We start from the raw sequence: 17,256 nt of genomic DNA, 5'->3' as shown, positions 1-17,256 counted from the left end.
GCGTTTTATTCGTGGTATTGCGCGGACAGTTCATGCACCGCCTGCAGGAACGCGCCCGCGTGCTCCGGGTTCACTTCCGGCGTGATGCCATGACCCAGGTTGAACACATGCCCGCTGCCCTTGCCATAGCTGGCCAGGATGCGGCCGACTTCGGCGCGGATCGCTTCCGGCTTGGCGTACAGCACCGTCGGGTCCATGTTGCCTTGCAGCGCAACCTGGTTGCCGACGCGACGGCGGGCTTCGCCGAGGTCGCAGGTCCAGTCCAGGCCCAGGGCATCGGCACCGGCGTCTGCAATGCTCTCCAACCATAGGCCGCCGCCTTTGGTGAACATGATTACCGGCACTTTGCGGCCTTCGTGTTCGCGGATCAGGCCGCCGACGATCTTGCGCATGTAGGCCAGGGAGAATTCCTGGTATGCCGCCGCCGACAGGTTGCCGCCCCAGGTGTCGAAAATCTGCACCGCTTGCGCGCCGGCCATGATCTGGCCGTTGAGGTAGGAGGTCACCGACTGCGCCAGCTTATCCAGCAGCAGGTGCATGGCCTGCGGGTTGTCGTAGAGCATGGCCTTGGTTTTGCGGAAGTCTTTCGACGAGCCGCCTTCGACCATGTAGGTGGCCAGGGTCCATGGGCTGCCGGAGAAACCGATCAGCGGCACGCGGCCGTTCAGTTCGCGGCGGATGGTGCTTACGGCGTCCATCACGTAGCCGAGGTCTTTGTGCGGATCGGGGATCGGCAGGGCTTCGATATCGGCCAGGGTGCTGACGACCTTCTTGAAACGCGGGCCTTCGCCGGTTTCAAAATACAGGCCCTGGCCCATGGCGTCGGGGATGGTGAGGATGTCGGAGAACAGGATGGCCGCGTCCAGTTGTGGGTAGCGGTCCAGCGGCTGCAGGGTGACTTCGCAGGCGAATTCCGGGTTCATGCACAAGCTCATGAAGTCGCCGGCGTGGGCGCGACTGGCGCGGTATTCCGGCAGGTAGCGACCGGCTTGACGCATCATCCACACCGGAGTGACGTCTACGGGCTGCTTGAGCAGGGCACGAAGGAAACGGTCGTTCTTGAGGGCAGTCATGTCGGCATCCGCAAAAAAAGTGCGGGCATTTTCTCAGAGCGCGACGCAAAAGGCACGGAGTGAGCCGTGCCTTTTGTCTATCGGGTTGATTTACGACAATATCTTGAACCTGCGCAAATCAAATGTGGGAGGGGCGGTGCGACGATTCGACTTGCCCCGATTGCAGTGTGTCAGTCTGAGTATCTTTAACTGAACCACCGCTATCGGGGGCAAGCCCCCCCCACATTTTGGCCACATTTCAAAGGTGAAATGGGTCAGACCTGAAGATAGTCCAGGATGCCTTCGGCGGCGTTGCGGCCTTCGAAGATCGCCGTTACTACCAGGTCAGAGCCGCGCACCATATCGCCACCCGCAAAAATCTTCGGGTTGCTGGTCTGGTGCTTGTACTGGCCTTGTTCCGGGGCGACGACGCGGCCCTGGCTGTCGGTCTGGATCTGGAACTGCTCGAACCAGGGCGCCGGGCTTGGGCGGAAACCGAAGGCGATGACCACCGCGTCGGCCGGGATGATCTCTTCGGAACCCGGGATCGGCTCGGGGCTGCGGCGGCCACGGGCGTCCGGTTCGCCGAGACGGGTCTCGACCACCTTCACGCCTTCGACACGGTCTTCACCGACAATCGCGATCGGCTGGCGGTTGTAGAGGAATTTCACGCCTTCTTCCTTGGCGTTCTTCACCTCTTTGCGCGAGCCGGGCATGTTGGCTTCGTCACGGCGATACGCGCAGGTCACCGACTTGGCGCCCTGGCGGATCGAGGTGCGGTTGCAGTCCATCGCGGTGTCGCCACCGCCCAGCACCACGACCTTCTTGCCCTTCATGTCGACGAAATCTTCCGGCGACTTTTCAAAGCCCAGGTTGCGGTTGACGTTGGCGATCAGGAAGTCGAGCGCGTCATACACGCCCGGCAGGTCCTCACCGGCAAAGCCGCCCTTCATGTAGGTGTAGGTGCCCATGCCCATGAACACCGCATCGTATTCTTCGAGCAGTTGCTCCATGGTCACGTCTTTGCCGATCTCGGTGTTCAGGCGGAACTCGATACCCATGCCGGTGAACACTTCACGACGGTTGCTCAACACGGTTTTTTCCAGCTTGAACTCTGGGATACCGAAGGTCAGCAGGCCGCCGATTTCCGGGTTCTTGTCGAACACCACCGGGGTCACGCCGCCACGCACCAGTACGTCGGCACAACCCAGGCCGGCAGGGCCCGCGCCGATGATCGCCACGCGCTTGCCGGTCGGCTTGACCTTGGACATGTCCGGACGCCAGCCCATGGCGAAGGCTGTGTCGGTGATGTACTTCTCCACCGAACCGATGGTCACCGCGCCGAAGCCGTCGTTGAGGGTGCACGCGCCCTCGCACAGACGGTCCTGCGGGCACACCCGGCCGCAGACTTCCGGCAGGGTGTTGGTCTGGTGCGACAGCTCGGCGGCGGCGAGGATGTTGCCCTCGGCCACCAGCTTCAGCCAGTTGGGAATGAAGTTGTGCACCGGGCACTTCCATTCGCAATACGGGTTACCGCACCCCAGGCAGCGGTGGGCCTGGTCGGCCGAGTGCTGGGGTTTGAAGGGTTCGTAGATTTCCACGAACTCTTTCTTGCGTTGACGCAACAGTTTCTTCTTCGGATCTTTGCGCCCGACATCGATGAACTGGAAGTCGTTATTCAGACGTTCAGCCATGTTAAAACCTCATCAAACTCTTCAGGCGCATATCACTGCGGGTTGGCACGGATGCTGGAAAGCAACGATTTCAGGTTGGCAGCCTTGGGCTTGACCAGCCAGAAACGACGCAGGTAATCATCGAGGTTTTCGGCGAGGTTACGACCCCATTCGCTGCCGGTTTCCTCGACGTATTCATCCAGCACGTGCTGCAAGTGGTTGCGATAGGATTCCATGGCTTCGCCGCTGATGCGCTGGATCTCGACCAACTCGTGGTTGACCTTGTCGACGAAGGTGTTGTCCTGGTCGAGCACATAGGCGAAACCGCCGGTCATGCCCGAACCGAAGTTGTAACCGGTTTTGCCCAGTACCGCGACAAAGCCACCGGTCATGTACTCGCAGCAGTGATCGCCGGTGCCTTCCACCACGGTGTGGGCACCGGAGTTACGCACGGCGAAACGCTCGCCGGCGGTGCCTGCGGCGAAGAGCTTGCCACCGGTGGCGCCGTACAAGCAGGTGTTGCCGATGATGGCGCTGTCCTGGGTCTTGTACACGCTGCCTTTAGGCGGAACGATCACCAGCTTGCCGCCGGTCATGCCCTTGCCCACGTAGTCGTTGGCGTCGCCTTCCAGGTACATGTGCAGGCCGCCGGCGTTCCACACGCCAAAGCTCTGGCCCGCGGTGCCCTTGAAGCGGAAGGTGATCGGCGCCTTGGCCATGCCCTGGTTGCCGTGCTTGCGCGCGATTTCGCCGGAGACACGTGCACCGATGGAACGGTCGCAGTTGCAGATATCCAGGGCGAATTCGCCACCGCTGGCGTCGTTGATCGAGGAACCGGCCATTTCGACCATTTTCTCGGCCAGCAGGCCTTTGTCGAACGGCGGGTTGCGATCCACCTGGCAGAATTGCGGCTTGTCTGCCGGGATGTGATCACTGCCCAACAACGGCGTCAGGTCCAGGTGCTGTTGCTTGGCGGTCTGGCCTTCGAGGATGTCCAGCAGATCGGTGCGACCGATCAGCTCTTCGAGGGAACGCACGCCCAGCTTGGCCAGCCACTCACGGGTTTCTTCGGCGACGTAGGTGAAGAAATTCACCACCATGTCGACGGTGCCGATGTAGTGATCCTTGCGCAGTTTTTCGTTCTGCGTCGCCACGCCGGTGGCGCAGTTGTTCAAGTGGCAGATGCGCAGGTATTTGCAGCCCAGGGCGATCATGGGCGCAGTGCCGAAGCCGAAGCTCTCGGCACCGAGAATCGCGGCCTTGATCACGTCCAGGCCGGTTTTCAGGCCGCCGTCGGTCTGTACCCGCACCTTGCCGCGCAGGTCGTTGCCGCGCAAGGTCTGGTGGGTTTCCGCCAGGCCGAGTTCCCATGGCGCACCGGCGTACTTGATGGAGGTCAGCGGCGAAGCGCCGGTGCCGCCGTCGTAGCCGGAGATGGTGATCAGGTCGGCATACGCCTTGGCCACGCCGGCGGCGATGGTGCCCACGCCGGCTTCCGCCACCAGTTTCACCGAGACCAGGGCCTGCGGGTTGACTTGCTTGAGGTCGAAAATCAGCTGCGACAAGTCTTCAATCGAATAGATATCGTGGTGCGGCGGTGGCGAAATCAGAGTCACGCCCGGCACTGCATAACGCAGCTTGGCGATCAGGCCGTTGACCTTGCCGCCCGGCAGCTGGCCGCCCTCACCGGGCTTGGCGCCCTGAGCCACCTTGATCTGCAGCACTTCGGCGTTGACCAGGTATTCCGGGGTCACGCCGAAACGGCCGGTGGCGACCTGCTTGATTTTCGAGCTTTTGATGGTGCCGTAGCGCGCCGGGTCTTCGCCGCCTTCGCCGGAGTTGGAACGCGCACCCAGGCGGTTCATGGCTTCGGCCAGGGCTTCGTGCGCCTCAGGCGACAAGGCGCCGAGGGAAATACCGGCGGAGTCGAAGCGCTTGAGGATCGATTCCAGCGGTTCGATTTCGCTGATGGCCAACGGTGTGTCCAGGGTCTTCACCTTGAACAGGTCGCGGATCATCGACACCGGGCGGTTATCCACCAGCGCGGTGTATTCCTTGAACTTGGCGTAGTCGCCCTGCTGCACGGCGGCTTGCAGGGTGCTGACCACGTCCGGGTTGTACGCGTGGTATTCGCCACCGTGCACGAACTTGAGCAGGCCGCCTTGCTGGATCGGCTTGCGCGCGCTCCAGGCTTCGGCCGCCAGGGCTTTCTGTTCGGCTTCGATGTCGACGAAACGCGCGCCTTTGATACGGCTTGGCACGCCACGGAAGCTCAGGTCGCAGACTTCTTCGGACAGGCCGATGGCTTCGAACAGTTGAGCGCCGCGATACGACGTGACGGTGGAGATGCCCATCTTCGACAGAATCTTCAGCAGGCCCTTGGTGATGCCCTTGCGGTAGTTCTTGAACACCTCATAGAGGTCGCCCAGTACTTCACCGGTGCGGATCAGGTCACCCAGCACTTCGTACGCAAGGAACGGGTACACCGCCGAAGCGCCGAAGCCGATCAGCACCGCAAAGTGATGCGGATCGCGAGCGGTGGCGGTCTCGACGAGGATGTTGGAGTCGCAACGCAGGCCTTTTTCGGTCAGGCGATGGTGCACGGCGCCGGTGGCGAGCGAGGCGTGGATCGGCAGCTTGCCCGGCGCGATGTGGCGGTCGGTCAACACGATCTGGGTGCGGCCGGCGCGCACAGCTTCTTCGGCCTGGTCGGCGACGTTGCGCACCGCGGCTTCAAGGCCGAGGCTCTCGTCGTAGTTCAGGTCGATGATCTGGCGGTCGAAGCCCGGGCGATCCAGGGTCATCAGCGAGCGCCACTTGGCCGGGGAAACGACCGGCGAGCTGAGGATCACGCGGGAGGCATGCTCAGGCGATTCCTGGAAGATATTGCGCTCGGCACCGAGGCACACCTCCAGGGACATCACGATGGCTTCGCGCAGCGGGTCGATCGGTGGGTTGGTGACCTGGGCGAACTGCTGGCGGAAGTAGTCGTACGGCGTGCGCACGCGCTGGGACAGCACGGCCATCGGCGTATCGTCGCCCATGGAGCCGACGGCCTCGTAGCCTTGCTCACCGAGCGGGCGCAGCACTTGGTCGCGCTCTTCGAACGTGACCTGATACATCTTCATGTACTGCTTGAGCTGGTCGATGTCATAGAAGGCCGAACCGTGGTCGTTGTCTTCCATGGTCGCCTGGATACGCAGGGCGTTCTTGCGCAGCCATTGCTTGTACGGGTGACGGGACTTCAGGCGGTTGTCGATGGCGTCGGTGTCGAGGATCTGCCCGGTTTCGGTGTCCACGGCCAGGATCTGCCCAGGGCCGACACGGCCTTTGGCGATCACGTCTTCGGGCTGGTAGTTCCACACGCCGATTTCCGACGCGAGGGTGATGAAACCGTTGGTGGTGGTGACCCAGCGCGCCGGGCGCAGACCGTTGCGGTCGAGCAGGCACACCGCGTAGCGACCGTCGGTCATGACCACGCCGGCCGGGCCGTCCCACGGCTCCATGTGCATCGAATTGTACTCATAGAACGCACGCAGGTCCGGGTCCATGGTCTCGACGTTCTGCCACGCAGGCGGAATGATCATGCGCACGCCACGGAACAGGTCGATGCCGCCGGTGACCATCAATTCGAGCATGTTGTCCATGCTGGAGGAGTCCGAACCCACGCGATTGACCAGCGGGCCGAGCTCTTCGAGGTCCATCAGATCGTTGGCGAACTTGGTGCGACGGGCCACGGCCCAGTTGCGGTTGCCGGTAATGGTATTGATCTCGCCGTTGTGGGCGAGGAAGCGGAATGGCTGGGCCAGCGGCCATTTCGGCAGGGTGTTGGTGGAGAAGCGCTGGTGGAACACGCAGATCGCGGTTTGCAGGCGCTCATCGCTCAGGTCCGGATAGAAGGCGGTGAGGTCCGCCGGCATCATCAGGCCTTTATAAATGATGGTCTTGTGGGAAAAGCTGCAGATGTAGTGGTCGGTGTCCGCGGCGTTGGCCACGGACGAGCGACGGCGCGATGTAAACAGCTTGATCGCCATGTCCTGGTCGCTCAGGCCGTCGCCTGCGATGAACACCTGTTCGATCTGCGGCAGGCGCTCCAAGGCCAGGCGGCCGAGCACGCTGGTGTCGATCGGCACTTTGCGCCAGCCGACGAGTTGCAGGCCGGCTGCGACGATTTCGCGGTTCATGTTCTCGCGAGCGGCTTCGGCTTTGACCGGGTCCTGGTTGAAAAACACCATGCCCACGGCGTACTGCTTGGGCAGGTCGACCGCGAAATGCTCTTTGGCGACAGCGCGCAGGAACTGGTCGGGCTTTTGAATCAGCAAGCCACAACCGTCACCGGTCTTGCCGTCGGCGTTGATCCCACCACGGTGGGTCATGCAGGTCAGGGCCTCGATGGCCGTTTGCAAAAGGGTATGACTGGGCTCGCCCTGCATATGGGCTATCAGGCCGAAACCGCAGTTATCCTTGAATTCATCGGGTTGGTACAGACCTGCTTTCATAGACACTTTCTCACCAGGCTGCCTCTTTTACCGAGGCAAATTTCTTTTCAATTCAACCGGTTACCTTCCACGCCGAACGTACGCCGGCTTAGCGGGGGCAAAAGGGAGGTCATTGTACACACCGACACAGACGCTCACAAATTTAGCGACGAAATGTCGCAAATCTATGTCGCATTTATGAAAGGTTTAAAGCGATATGCTGTGCTAGTCAAAACTTTTTTAATTCTGACCGCTACGACTCAAAAGCTACATGCGCAGACACCACAAAGCGCGCGGCCTTCAGGGCTGCACGCTGTTGTAGTTTTTTTGAGGTGCCGGGAGGGCGACCTGGGTAAGGTCGCCGGATCTTCAGCGAGTTGTTGCCAGTTCTTGTTGAACGCTGGCAACAGTGCGAGGCCAAGGTTTACCAGCCTGAACCTTCGCTGGCAAGGTTTTGATCGCAGAATCAGCTGCGGCACGGCTTGCGAAGTTGCCGTAGGTGATCACGTAGAGAGGCTTGCCGTTGAGCACTTTCTTGAAATAACGGTACTCGCCGCCCTGCTCCTTCACGAACGCCTGGGCGTTGGCTTCGGAGCTGGTGCCGAGGATCTGCACCACAAAATTCCCGGTAGGCTGGCTGGCGTACCAACTGCTGCCGGCCGCACCGGCCTTGGCCACGGTGGCCGGTTTTTCAGCCGGCTTGGTCACAGGCGCTGGCTTGGCGGCTGGAGCAGGCGCGACAGGCTTGGTCACAGGTGCGGGCTTGGCGGTAGCAACGGTAGGCGCAGGTGTTGGCACTGGCTTGGCGGCCGGCTGACCCGCCGGCACGCCCGCAGGTGGTGCGGTGGTGGTCACCGTCGGTGGGGTAGCGCTGGAACCTTCCACAGGCACGCCGTCGTCGCCTTCGGAGATACCGCCGGCTTCTTCGGCGAGCGGGCCGCGCATTACAGGTTGGCCGACCATCGGCAGGTTGGTCGGCTGGCCGGAGTTGGCGAACTCGACATTCGGCGTGGGTTTACCCAGTGGCAGTTGCGCCTGTTCAGCCGGGGCGCCGGCCGTGGTGGGTGCCTTACTGCGGCCTGGGATCAACCAGGCGGCCGCAACAGCGACCACGACAACAGCGGAAATCGCCAATACGTGCTTCTTAGGCATAGTGAACCCCATCTTTGGACGCTTGACCGCTGAGCGGCTGGCAATCATGGCTTCGATCATGGCATCGCGGGCAACCTGGTTGATGGTGCCAGGCCAGCCGCCTGCGCTTTCGTGAATATCAGAGATCTGTTGAGCGGAGAAAAGTTCGATACCCGCCCCTGCGCCTTCGAGGCGTTGAGCCAGGTATTCGCGGGTTTCTTCCTCTTCGTAGGGCTGTAATTCGATGACGTGGAACAGCTCTTGATCGCCACTGATCTGCTCCAGATCGGCGATGAGCGACGACTCACCAAACAGGAACACATGGGGGCGACCTTCCGGCGTACCCGCCGCCAGCGCCAGCAGCGCTTCCAGGGCTGATTCATCGAGCTGCTCGGCGTCATCCACCAGCAGGTAGACTTCCTGGCCGGTGAGACCCAACTGCACCACTTGCTTGAGGATCGCGTTCGGTTCGGCAGTGGACACGTCCAGGGCTTGTGCCACTTGGCGCAGCACGCCCGCCGCATCCCCGGCACCACGGGCCGACACCACCAGGCTTTGGACCGATTGCTTGTTGGTGCTCGCCACCAGGGCCTGGCGCAACAGCGTCTTGCCGCTGCCCAACGGGCCCGTCACCACCAACAGCAACTGGCTGTAGCGTGCGAGGTGATGCAACTGTCCCAGCACCGGCTTGCGCTGGGCCGGGAAAAATTTGAAACCAGGCACCCGTGGCGCAAAAGGGTCATGGCTGAGGTGGTAATGGCCGAGGAACGCCTCGTCGGCATGCAAACTAGTCATCGCGATCTTATTAACCTTTAAGCTGGGCCAGGGCGCGGTAATCCGCTCCCAGCGTGGCCTGTAAAATCTCTTTCGGATAATCGTCGGTCACCACCGCTTCACCCATATGGCGCAGCAGCACCAGTCGCAGTCGACCGTCGATCACTTTCTTGTCTATCGCCATATGCTCGAGGAAGTCCGCCTCGCTCATCTCTTCGGGCGGAATAACCGGCAAACCGGCACGCTGGAACAGGCGGATACCACGGTCACGCTCCTGGGCACTGATCCAGCCCAGGCGTTGCGACATCTCCAACGCCATCACGGTGCCAGCCGCCACGGCCTCACCATGCAACCACACACCATAGCCCATGTGCGTTTCGATCGCGTGGCCGAAGGTATGGCCCAGGTTCAGGGTGGCCCGTACACCGGACTCGCGCTCGTCGGCATTCACCACCAGCGCCTTGGCGGCGCAGGAGCGGGAAATCGCCTCGGTCAGTGCCGCTTGATCGAGGTTGCGCAGCGCATCCACATGTTCTTCGAGCCAGGCCAGGAAAGGCTCATCGCAGATCAACCCATACTTGATGACTTCCGCAAGGCCCGCCGACAGCTCGCGCGGCGGCAAGGTGTTGAGGGTCGCGGTATCAATCAGCACAGCCTGCGGCTGGTAGAACGCGCCGACCATATTCTTGCCCAGCGGGTGGTTGATGCCGGTCTTGCCGCCCACCGACGAATCGACCTGGGACAGCAGGGTGGTCGGCACTTGGATGAAGTCCACGCCACGCTGGTAGCAGGCCGCCGCAAACCCGGCCATGTCGCCGATCACACCGCCGCCCAGGGCGATCACGGTGGTACGCCGATCATGGCGTGCGGTCAGCAGGCCATCGAAAATCAGTTGCAGGGTTTCCCAATTCTTGTGGGCTTCGCCGTCAGGCAAAATCACCGAGATCACCGAGTACGCCGCCAGGCTGCGGCTCAAACGCTCAAGATATAGCGGCGCAACCGTTTCATTGGAAATGATCGCCACTTGCCGCCCGGCAATATGCGGCGCCAGCAATTCGGGCTGGTCCAACAGACCTTCGCCAATATGGATCGGGTAGCTGCGCTCGCCTAGATCGACCTTAAGTGTCTGCATGTGTCCCCGCGTTAGAGATGATTGACGACCGGCAACGTCCGCTGCCTGATGGCTCTACGCCACACCCCTTGGGGTCATAGCGCGCCGCCGAGAATAGCGCATTTCGGGCCTGGCTTTAACGGGGTGGCAGCCGTTGCAGACGCTCCAGGATGTCGAGAACCACCATCCGAGGCGGCCGCTCATCGGTTTCCACCACCAGATCGGCGATTTCCCGATACAGCGGATCGCGCAACGCCAGCAGGTCGCGCAAGGTTTTTTCCGGGTTGGCCGTGCGCAACAACGGGCGATTGCGATCGCGTGCCGTACGGCCCACCTGCTGCTCGACCGACGCATGCAAATAGACCACCCGACCACCGGCATGCAGCGCCCGACGGTTTTCATCGCGCATCACCGCGCCACCCCCGGTAGCCAATACCACGCCATCGCAGCCGCACAGCTCGGCGATCATCGCCTGTTCGCGGTCACGAAAGCCCAGTTCGCCTTCTTTATCGAAGATCCACGGGATATTGGCACCCGTGCGCAATTCAATTTCCTTGTCGGAGTCTTTGAATGGCAGGCGCAGCTCTTTGGCAAGCAAACGGCCGATGGTGCTTTTTCCAGCCCCATCGGTCCTACAAGAATCAAATTTCGCACAGAATCAACGACTCACAGCAATCGCCTGGTTATTCATAATACGCGGAGTCAGGAATACCAGCAGCTCGGATTTTTTCTCCGCCAGCACATCGCGCCGGAAAAGGCGGCCAAGATACGGCACATCGCCCAAAAATGGCACTTTATCTACCACTTTGCTCTGGGTATTGGAGAAAACTCCGCCAATAACGATGGTCTCGCCATCCTTGACCAGCACCTTGGCGTTGACCTCGTTTTTCTTGATGGGCGGTACGTCATTGAGTTTGTTCAGGTAGTCGGGCTCATCCTTGGTGACTTTGACCACCATGATCACATGGTCGTCGGGGGTGATTTGCGGCGTAACCTCCAGGGACAGCGAGGCCTCCTTGAATGACACGGAGGTTGCACCCTGGGAGGTGGATTCCTGATAGGGAATTTCGGTGCCCTTCAGGATACGTGCGGTCTCCTTGTCGGAGGTGACCACCTTGGGCTGCGAGACAATCTCGCCGTTGCCGGTTTTCTCCATGGCCGTCAGTTCCAGGTCGAGCAGCAAATTGTCGGTGATGTAGGCAATACCCAGGCCTGAAGCAGCGGTGAGCGACCCCATGTCGACAAACGGCGAGCTGGGTGGGTTTTCCGGCGGCTCCGCCCCCTCGGCCAAGGGTTTATTGATACCGCCGGCACTCCAATGACCACGATTGAGCCGCCCACCCCAGCGCACACCCAGGCTTTTGTCGTAGTCGACATTCGCCTCGACAATCCGCGCCTCGATCATCACCTGACGCACCGGGATGTCCAACTGCGCCACGATCCGCCGCAGCTCTTCAAGCCGCTCGTGGGTCTGGTAAGCGATGATATTGTTCGTGCGATCATCCACTGCCACCGAGCCGCGCTCATCGGTCGTGCCTTCCAGCCCGTTCACCGACTGAAACAACTTGGCCAGGTCCGCCGCCTTGGCGTAATTGACCTGCAGCAACTCACGACGCAGTGGCGCCAGGTCAGCCATTTGCTTGCGTGACTCCAAGGTGAGCAACTCGCGCGCAGCCAACTCTTCAGCGGGCGCCACCAGCAATACGCCGGCTTTTACCCGTTTATCCAACCCCTTGGTTTGCAGCACCAGGTCCAGGGCCTGATCCCAAGGCACGCCCTTGAGTCGCAGCGTAATCGAGCCTTGCACGTCGTCGCTGGCCACCAGGTTGAGGCCCGCCACATCGGCAATTTGCTGCAAGACGGCGCGCAACTCGATGTTCTGGAAGTTGAGATTGAGTTTGTCACCGGTATAGGCATCCAATACCGCGGCGCTCACCGGAGGTGGTAGTTGGATCAGATCCACACGATTGGGCACAGCAATAACCATCGGTGTCGTGAACGCTATCCATAGCGCCACACCGAAGGACGAAAACATCCTTTTCATTGTTTTATTCCGTTATGAATTGACGTTTAGCACGAGGGTTCGCGGGCGCTCCAGCCATGCGCCCTGTTCATCGGGGAACAATTCGACCAATTCGAGATGGCGCTCATCGATGGCCGTGACCCGCCCATGATCCCGCCCCAGGTAATCGCCGACCGCCAGGCGATACACCGTTGAGGCGGCACGCAGCAACGCGAAGGTCTGCGTTCCACGGGACAGCGTGCCGACCATTTCGAACTGATCCACCGCAAGACCTTCCAGCAAGCCTCGTGATCGAGCGAGGTCTGGCGCAAGGCCCGCCCTCAACGGCACACGATCGACTTGCATGGCCAGCGGCTGGAACGGATCGCGCAGCGCGCCAGCGTCATAGACAAAGGACGGCGCCTGTGCGACCGGCCTGCCCCGCGTGGCGCCTGGCCGTGCAAGCCAATAGGTCCTGGCCAGCAGATCAAGTCGCAACAACGCGCCATCCCGCTGCAGGGCAACATCGTGCACCGTCGTCATTCGCGAAAGGCCACCCAAGGTACTGACGAACGTCGCCAGGTCGTGGTAATTCCCGGTAACGCCGACTTGCACGGGCTGTTCAACATAGAACGCTTGAGGGCGCTCATCCAACGGCGTGACGCTCTCGACCACCAGCCCATTGGCCAGCGCCAACCGAGCAATATCCTCCAGCAGGCCGGGCATTTCGGACTCGCCTGGCAATTGCTGCAAAAGCTGCTCAGCGTTCTTCTGCACATGCTGGAACTGCCGGGCCTTCGCCTCAAGGCCAGCGGCCAAGGCAGTTTTTTCTGCAAGCTGGCGCCGTAGGACCTCTTCCTGTGCCTGGACCTGAGACAAGCGCTCGCGCAACGGGCTCAGGAGCACAAGGTCGGCCGCCGCCAGCACCAAGCCCGCCAGCGCGCAGCCAAGCAAGACCTTGCCAGGTAGGGGCCATTTTGCGGCGTTATGGGTCAGTGCGTAGAAATCGAGCCTGGGCAGGCTCATGGCTGGGCCTCAGCGGACTCTCCATGACGCACCATCAATTGAAATTCGTTGGCGCCATGCGTGCCTTCGGTTCGCACATGCTGCAACCGCGTCGCGTGGCCGCCTTCGGATGCTTCCAGACGGCGCATCAGTTGAGCGATATCCTGGCTGGACTCAGCACTGCCACTGATACTCACCGTATCGCCCTTGGCCACCACTTCATGCAGATGCACGCCGTCGGGTACCGCGCGCGCCAATTGGTCCAACAGCTGGGCGCTGGATGAGCGGGCATCGTGCAGGTCCTGCACAACCTTCATGCGCTTTGCCAATAGCTGGCTTTGCTCCCGCAGGTCGTCGAGGGTCTTGATGCTGGAATCCTGAAGGGCCACGTCCTGAGCCACGTGGCTATTACGCGTCACTTGCCGATCGATCGCCTGGTCGATCACCTGATCGGCCAGCCACACGGCCGCCAGCGCCATGCAGGCAAACGCCAGCAGAAACGCCAGGAAGTATTTGCGCCGCCGCTCCGCCAGCGCCTGGCGCCAAGGCAAAAGGTTGATTCGTGTCTTCAAGCGAAACTCCTCAGGGCCAGCCCGCAAGCAACTCCCATCCCTTGGGCATCCACGGCCCATTGTGCACCATCGACTCGATGGCCCGGCGTGAAGCTGGCGAAATCCTGACTGCTCGCGCGCGCCAATGCAAACGCTTCAACATCAATCACCGCCGGCACCAGCCCCGCCAGTGCCAAAACCGCTTCTCGGGCTTCCACGTGCGCCTTCAGGCACGCCGCCAGCAGCACCTCGACCCGTGCAGGATGGTGAGCTGACGGGCCCTGGACCTGAAAGTCGATGGCCATGTCGTCCAGCGGATACGGAATGTACTGCTCGGCCTCCATCTGGATCATCCAGCTCATCTCATCATCGCCGAGCCCGGCGTCCAACTCGACCACCCGCGTGATGACCGATGGCCCAGTCACCGCCACTGCCGCTGCGCGGGCCGAGGTCTGCATGCGCGACAACGCCGTGCGCAGAGCAAGGCCTGCGCCTTCGAGGTCCAACACCGAGCCATCCACCACAGCTTGGGCAGGCAGCCCCTGCGTGGCATAGGCTCGGATACTGTAGCCGCTGCCTGAACGCGCCAGCTCGACCAACCTGATAGCCGTGTCACTGATATCGACGCCCAGCAAGGTATCCACTTTGCGCCGGAAAAATCCCTTTCCCATAAAACTCCCCAAAACTTTACCTGTCATACCGCTTGATTGCTGTTGTGCACCCTGCATTCGGTCGACTTGTTAAAGAGCCGCGAATGACGTCCCAAGGCGAAAATGCTTTAATGCCCAGCGTTTTTCCCCGCTTTTTATCTGCAGCTCGGGTTGATCCATCGTTTGCCATGCATGCCCCGACGCGTAACTCATTCTTTTCTCTGGAAATCCAAAAGCCTTGATTCGTCTGCTGAAGTTTTTCGGGTACTCCATTGTCGCCATCGTCTGCGGGCTGCTGCTCGTGCTCAGCGGGGCTTACCTCTACCTTAGTCCGGGTTTGCCATCGGTAGAGGCCCTTAGAAGTATCCAGTTGCAGATTCCTTTGCGGGTCTACAGCAGCGATGAAAAATTGATCGCGGAGTTCGGCGAAATGCGCCGCACACCGATCCGTTTTGCCGACATTCCGCCCAATTTCATCAGCGCCCTGCTGTCCGCCGAAGATGACAATTTCGCCAATCACTACGGCGTCGATCCGAGCAGCCTGGTGCGCGCCGCCACGCAGTTGGTAAAAAGCGGACACATTCAATCCGGTGGCAGCACCATCACCATGCAGGTGGCGAAGAACTTCTTCCTCACCAGCGAACGCAGTTTTTCGCGCAAAGCCACCGAGATCCTGCTGGCCCTGCAGATCGAACGCCAGTTGACCAAGGACGAGATCCTTGAGCTGTACGTCAACAAGATTTACCTGGGTAACCGCGCCTACGGCATCGAAGCCGCTTCGCAGGTGTACTACGGCAAGTCCATTCGTGACGCCAGCCTGGCGCAGATGGCGATGATTGCCGGCCTGCCCAAGGCCCCTTCGCGTTTCAACCCCCTGGCCAACCCGGCGCGCAGTAAAGAGCGTCGCGACTGGATCCTGGGGCGCATGTACAAGCTGGGCAAGATCGACCAGGCCGCCTATGAAAGCGCGGTCGCCGAACCGCTGAACGCCAGCTACCACGTCCCGACGCCGGAAGTGAATGCACCGTACATCGCCGAAATGGCCCGTGCCGAAATGGTCGGCCGTTATGGCAGCGAGGCCTACACCGAAGGCTTCCGCGTGACCACGACCGTTCCGAGCAACCTGCAGGAAATTGCCAATGATTCGGTGCATTCCGGCCTGATCACTTACGACCAGCGCCATGGCTACCGTGGCCCTGAGTCGCGCCTGCCGGGCAAGACTCTGAGCGCCTGGACCACCGAACTGGGCAAGCAACGCGCAATCAGCGGCCTGGAGCCGGCGATCGTTACCCAGGTAAAGAAAGACGGCCTGCAGGTGCTGACCCGCGCCGGCGAAGCCCATGTGGCGTGGGACAGCATGAAGTGGGCGCGCCCCTTCCTGAATACCAACAGCATGGGCCCGATGCCCAAGCAGCCATCGGACGTCGCTCAAGTGGGTGACCTGATCCGCGTACAACGCCAGAAAGACGACAGCCTCAAATTCAGCCAGGTGCCGCTGGCCCAGAGCGCGCTGGTATCGCTGGACCCGCAGAACGGTGCGATCCGTGCCCTGGTGGGCGGCTTTGCGTTCGAGCAGAGCAACTACAACCGCGCCACCCAGGCCAAGCGCCAACCGGGTTCGAGTTTCAAACCGTTCATTTACAGTGCTGCATTGGATAACGGCTACACCGCCGCCAGCCTGGTCAACGATGCACCTATCGTGTTTGTCGACGAGTACCTGGACAAGGTCTGGCGCCCGAAGAACGACACCAATACCTTCCTTGGCCCGATCCGCATCCGCGAGGCCCTGTATAAGTCGCGCAACCTGGTCTCGATCCGCCTGCTGCAAGCGATGGGCGTAGGCAAGACCATCGACTACATCACGCGCTTTGGCTTCGCCAAGTCGGACCTGCCACCGAACCTGTCCCTGGCCCTCGGCACCGCGACGCTCACGCCAATGGAAATCGCCACCGGCTGGAGCACCTTCGCCAACGGCGGCTACAAGATCACGCCGTACCTGATCGACAAGATCGAAAGCCGCAACGGAGACACCCTGTTCACCGCCAACCCGCCACGGGTGCCGGGCGATGTGGTCAACGGCGTGGCGGCCACCGATGGCCTGGCAGCGCCAAGCAACGGTGGCATTACCATTGAGCCGACTCCAGGCGCCGCGCCGTCCACGACGGCCGCCCCGACGGAACCGCAGACACCGGCCGTTGCCGAGCGCATTGTGGATGGCCGTACCACTTATATCCTCAACAGCATCCTCGAAGACGTGATCAAGAAAGGCACCGGCCGTCGCGCCCTGGCCCTGGGCCGCGCGGATATCGCGGGCAAGACCGGTACCACCAACGAGTCCAAGGATGCCTGGTTCTCCGGTTATAACGCGGACTACGTGACCACCGTGTGGACCGGCTACGACCAACCGGAAAGCCTCGGCCGCCGTGAGTTCGGTGGCACCGTCGCACTGCCGATCTGGATGAGTTACATGGGCGCGGCCCTGAAGGACAAGCCGCTGCATACCCAGCCGGAGCCGGAAGGCATCCTCAGCCTGCGGATCGACCCAGTGAGTGGTCGTGCAGCCTCGCCAAGCACGCCGAATGCTTACTTCGAGCTGTTCAAGAGCGAAGACACGCCGCCGTCGATCAACGAGCTGGGCAATGGCGTGGTACCGGGCAGCCCGCTGCCGGCGGATGAAGCGGCGCCGATCGATCTGTTCTAATCGCTACTTCAAGCCAATAGAGATCCAAACGTGGGAGGGGGCTTGCCCCTCCCACATTTAGATCTTCACAAGGCTCAATTAAAACGCCCACAAAAAAGCCCCGACTCGCAAGAGCCGGGGCTTTTTGT

At 61.3% G+C, this 17,256-nt stretch carries 10 protein-coding genes and 1 pseudogene; 1 reads left to right on the top strand and 10 read right to left on the bottom strand.

All coding sequences use genetic code 11. From position 1 onward, the window contains the following. Positions 1-5: 5 nt before the first annotated feature. The 10 genes and pseudogenes from hemE to pilM all read right to left on the bottom strand — a co-directional run bounded on the left by hemE (position 6) and on the right by pilM (position 14,448). Entirely contained in the window at positions 6-1,073 is a 1,068-nt protein-coding gene (hemE, locus tag AB4O25_RS20740) for a uroporphyrinogen decarboxylase (RefSeq protein WP_017526519.1), read from the bottom strand. Positions 1,074-1,327: 254 nt separating this feature from the next. Next, on the bottom strand, positions 1,328-2,746 hold the full coding sequence (locus AB4O25_RS20735; protein ID WP_010213750.1) for an FAD-dependent oxidoreductase: 1,419 nt from the start codon (positions 2,744-2,746) through the stop codon (positions 1,328-1,330). 32 nt (positions 2,747-2,778) lie between these two features. Beyond that, positions 2,779-7,224: a glutamate synthase large subunit gene (gene gltB / locus AB4O25_RS20730; RefSeq protein WP_460149938.1), complete on the bottom strand. Its 4,446-nt coding sequence runs from the start codon at positions 7,222-7,224 to the stop codon at positions 2,779-2,781. 348 nt (positions 7,225-7,572) lie between these two features. Next, entirely contained in the window at positions 7,573-9,129 is a 1,557-nt protein-coding gene (locus tag AB4O25_RS20725; RefSeq protein ID WP_017526521.1) for an SPOR domain-containing protein, read from the bottom strand. Positions 9,130-9,139: 10 nt separating this feature from the next. Next, on the bottom strand, positions 9,140-10,240 hold the full coding sequence (gene aroB, locus AB4O25_RS20720) for a 3-dehydroquinate synthase (RefSeq protein WP_065879486.1): 1,101 nt from the start codon (positions 10,238-10,240) through the stop codon (positions 9,140-9,142). 115 nt (positions 10,241-10,355) lie between these two features. Next, positions 10,356-10,873: pseudogene (aroK, locus tag AB4O25_RS20715) on the bottom strand (shikimate kinase AroK). A 4-nt stretch (positions 10,874-10,877) separates the two neighbouring features. After that, positions 10,878-12,206 carry a type IV pilus secretin PilQ gene (locus AB4O25_RS20710; RefSeq protein WP_068935682.1) on the bottom strand — a complete coding sequence of 443 codons (1,329 nt, stop codon included), beginning with the start codon at positions 12,204-12,206 and terminating at the stop codon, positions 10,878-10,880. A 69-nt stretch (positions 12,207-12,275) separates the two neighbouring features. Then, positions 12,276-13,247 (bottom strand): pilus assembly protein PilP, encoded by a 972-nt coding sequence (locus AB4O25_RS20705; RefSeq protein WP_026067146.1) that lies wholly within the window; start codon positions 13,245-13,247, stop codon positions 12,276-12,278. After that, positions 13,244-13,798, bottom strand: a complete 555-nt coding sequence (locus AB4O25_RS20700) for a PilN domain-containing protein (RefSeq protein WP_017526524.1) — start codon at positions 13,796-13,798, stop codon at positions 13,244-13,246. The genes AB4O25_RS20705 and AB4O25_RS20700 overlap by 4 nt, the downstream gene beginning before the upstream one ends. Then, the gene (gene pilM, locus AB4O25_RS20695) at positions 13,795-14,448 is read right to left on the bottom strand and encodes a type IV pilus biogenesis protein PilM (RefSeq protein WP_017526525.1); all 654 of its coding nucleotides are present in this window, start codon (positions 14,446-14,448) and stop codon (positions 13,795-13,797) included. Before pilM ends, AB4O25_RS20700 begins: the two co-directional genes overlap by 4 nt. A gap of 220 nt (positions 14,449-14,668) precedes the next feature. On the opposite strand from pilM, the gene AB4O25_RS20690 reads away from it, so the two are divergent. Then, positions 14,669-17,128, top strand: coding sequence for a penicillin-binding protein 1A (locus AB4O25_RS20690; RefSeq protein ID WP_438811441.1), 2,460 nt, complete (start codon positions 14,669-14,671; stop codon positions 17,126-17,128). Positions 17,129-17,256: the final 128 nt, after the last annotated feature.

The organism is Pseudomonas sp. S3_A03 (genome assembly GCF_054668275.1).
Note: the sequence above shows the minus strand (reverse complement) of the source record. Positions and strands in the feature narration are given on the sequence as shown.

Coding starts and splice junctions, on each gene's coding strand:
- hemE (WP_017526519.1), bottom strand. CDS start 1,073: ATGACTGCCCTCAAGAACGACCGTTTCCTTCGTGCCCTGCTCAAGCAG.
- AB4O25_RS20735 (WP_010213750.1), bottom strand. CDS start 2,746: ATGGCTGAACGTCTGAATAACGACTTCCAGTTCATCGATGTCGGGCGC.
- gltB (WP_460149938.1), bottom strand. CDS start 7,224: ATGAAAGCAGGTCTGTACCAACCCGATGAATTCAAGGATAACTGCGGT.
- AB4O25_RS20725 (WP_017526521.1), bottom strand. CDS start 9,129: ATGACTAGTTTGCATGCCGACGAGGCGTTCCTCGGCCATTACCACCTC.
- aroB (WP_065879486.1), bottom strand. CDS start 10,240: ATGCAGACACTTAAGGTCGATCTAGGCGAGCGCAGCTACCCGATCCAT.
- AB4O25_RS20710 (WP_068935682.1), bottom strand. CDS start 12,206: ATGGTTATTGCTGTGCCCAATCGTGTGGATCTGATCCAACTACCACCT.
- AB4O25_RS20705 (WP_026067146.1), bottom strand. CDS start 13,247: ATGAGCCTGCCCAGGCTCGATTTCTACGCACTGACCCATAACGCCGCA.
- pilM (WP_017526525.1), bottom strand. CDS start 14,448: ATGGGAAAGGGATTTTTCCGGCGCAAAGTGGATACCTTGCTGGGCGTC.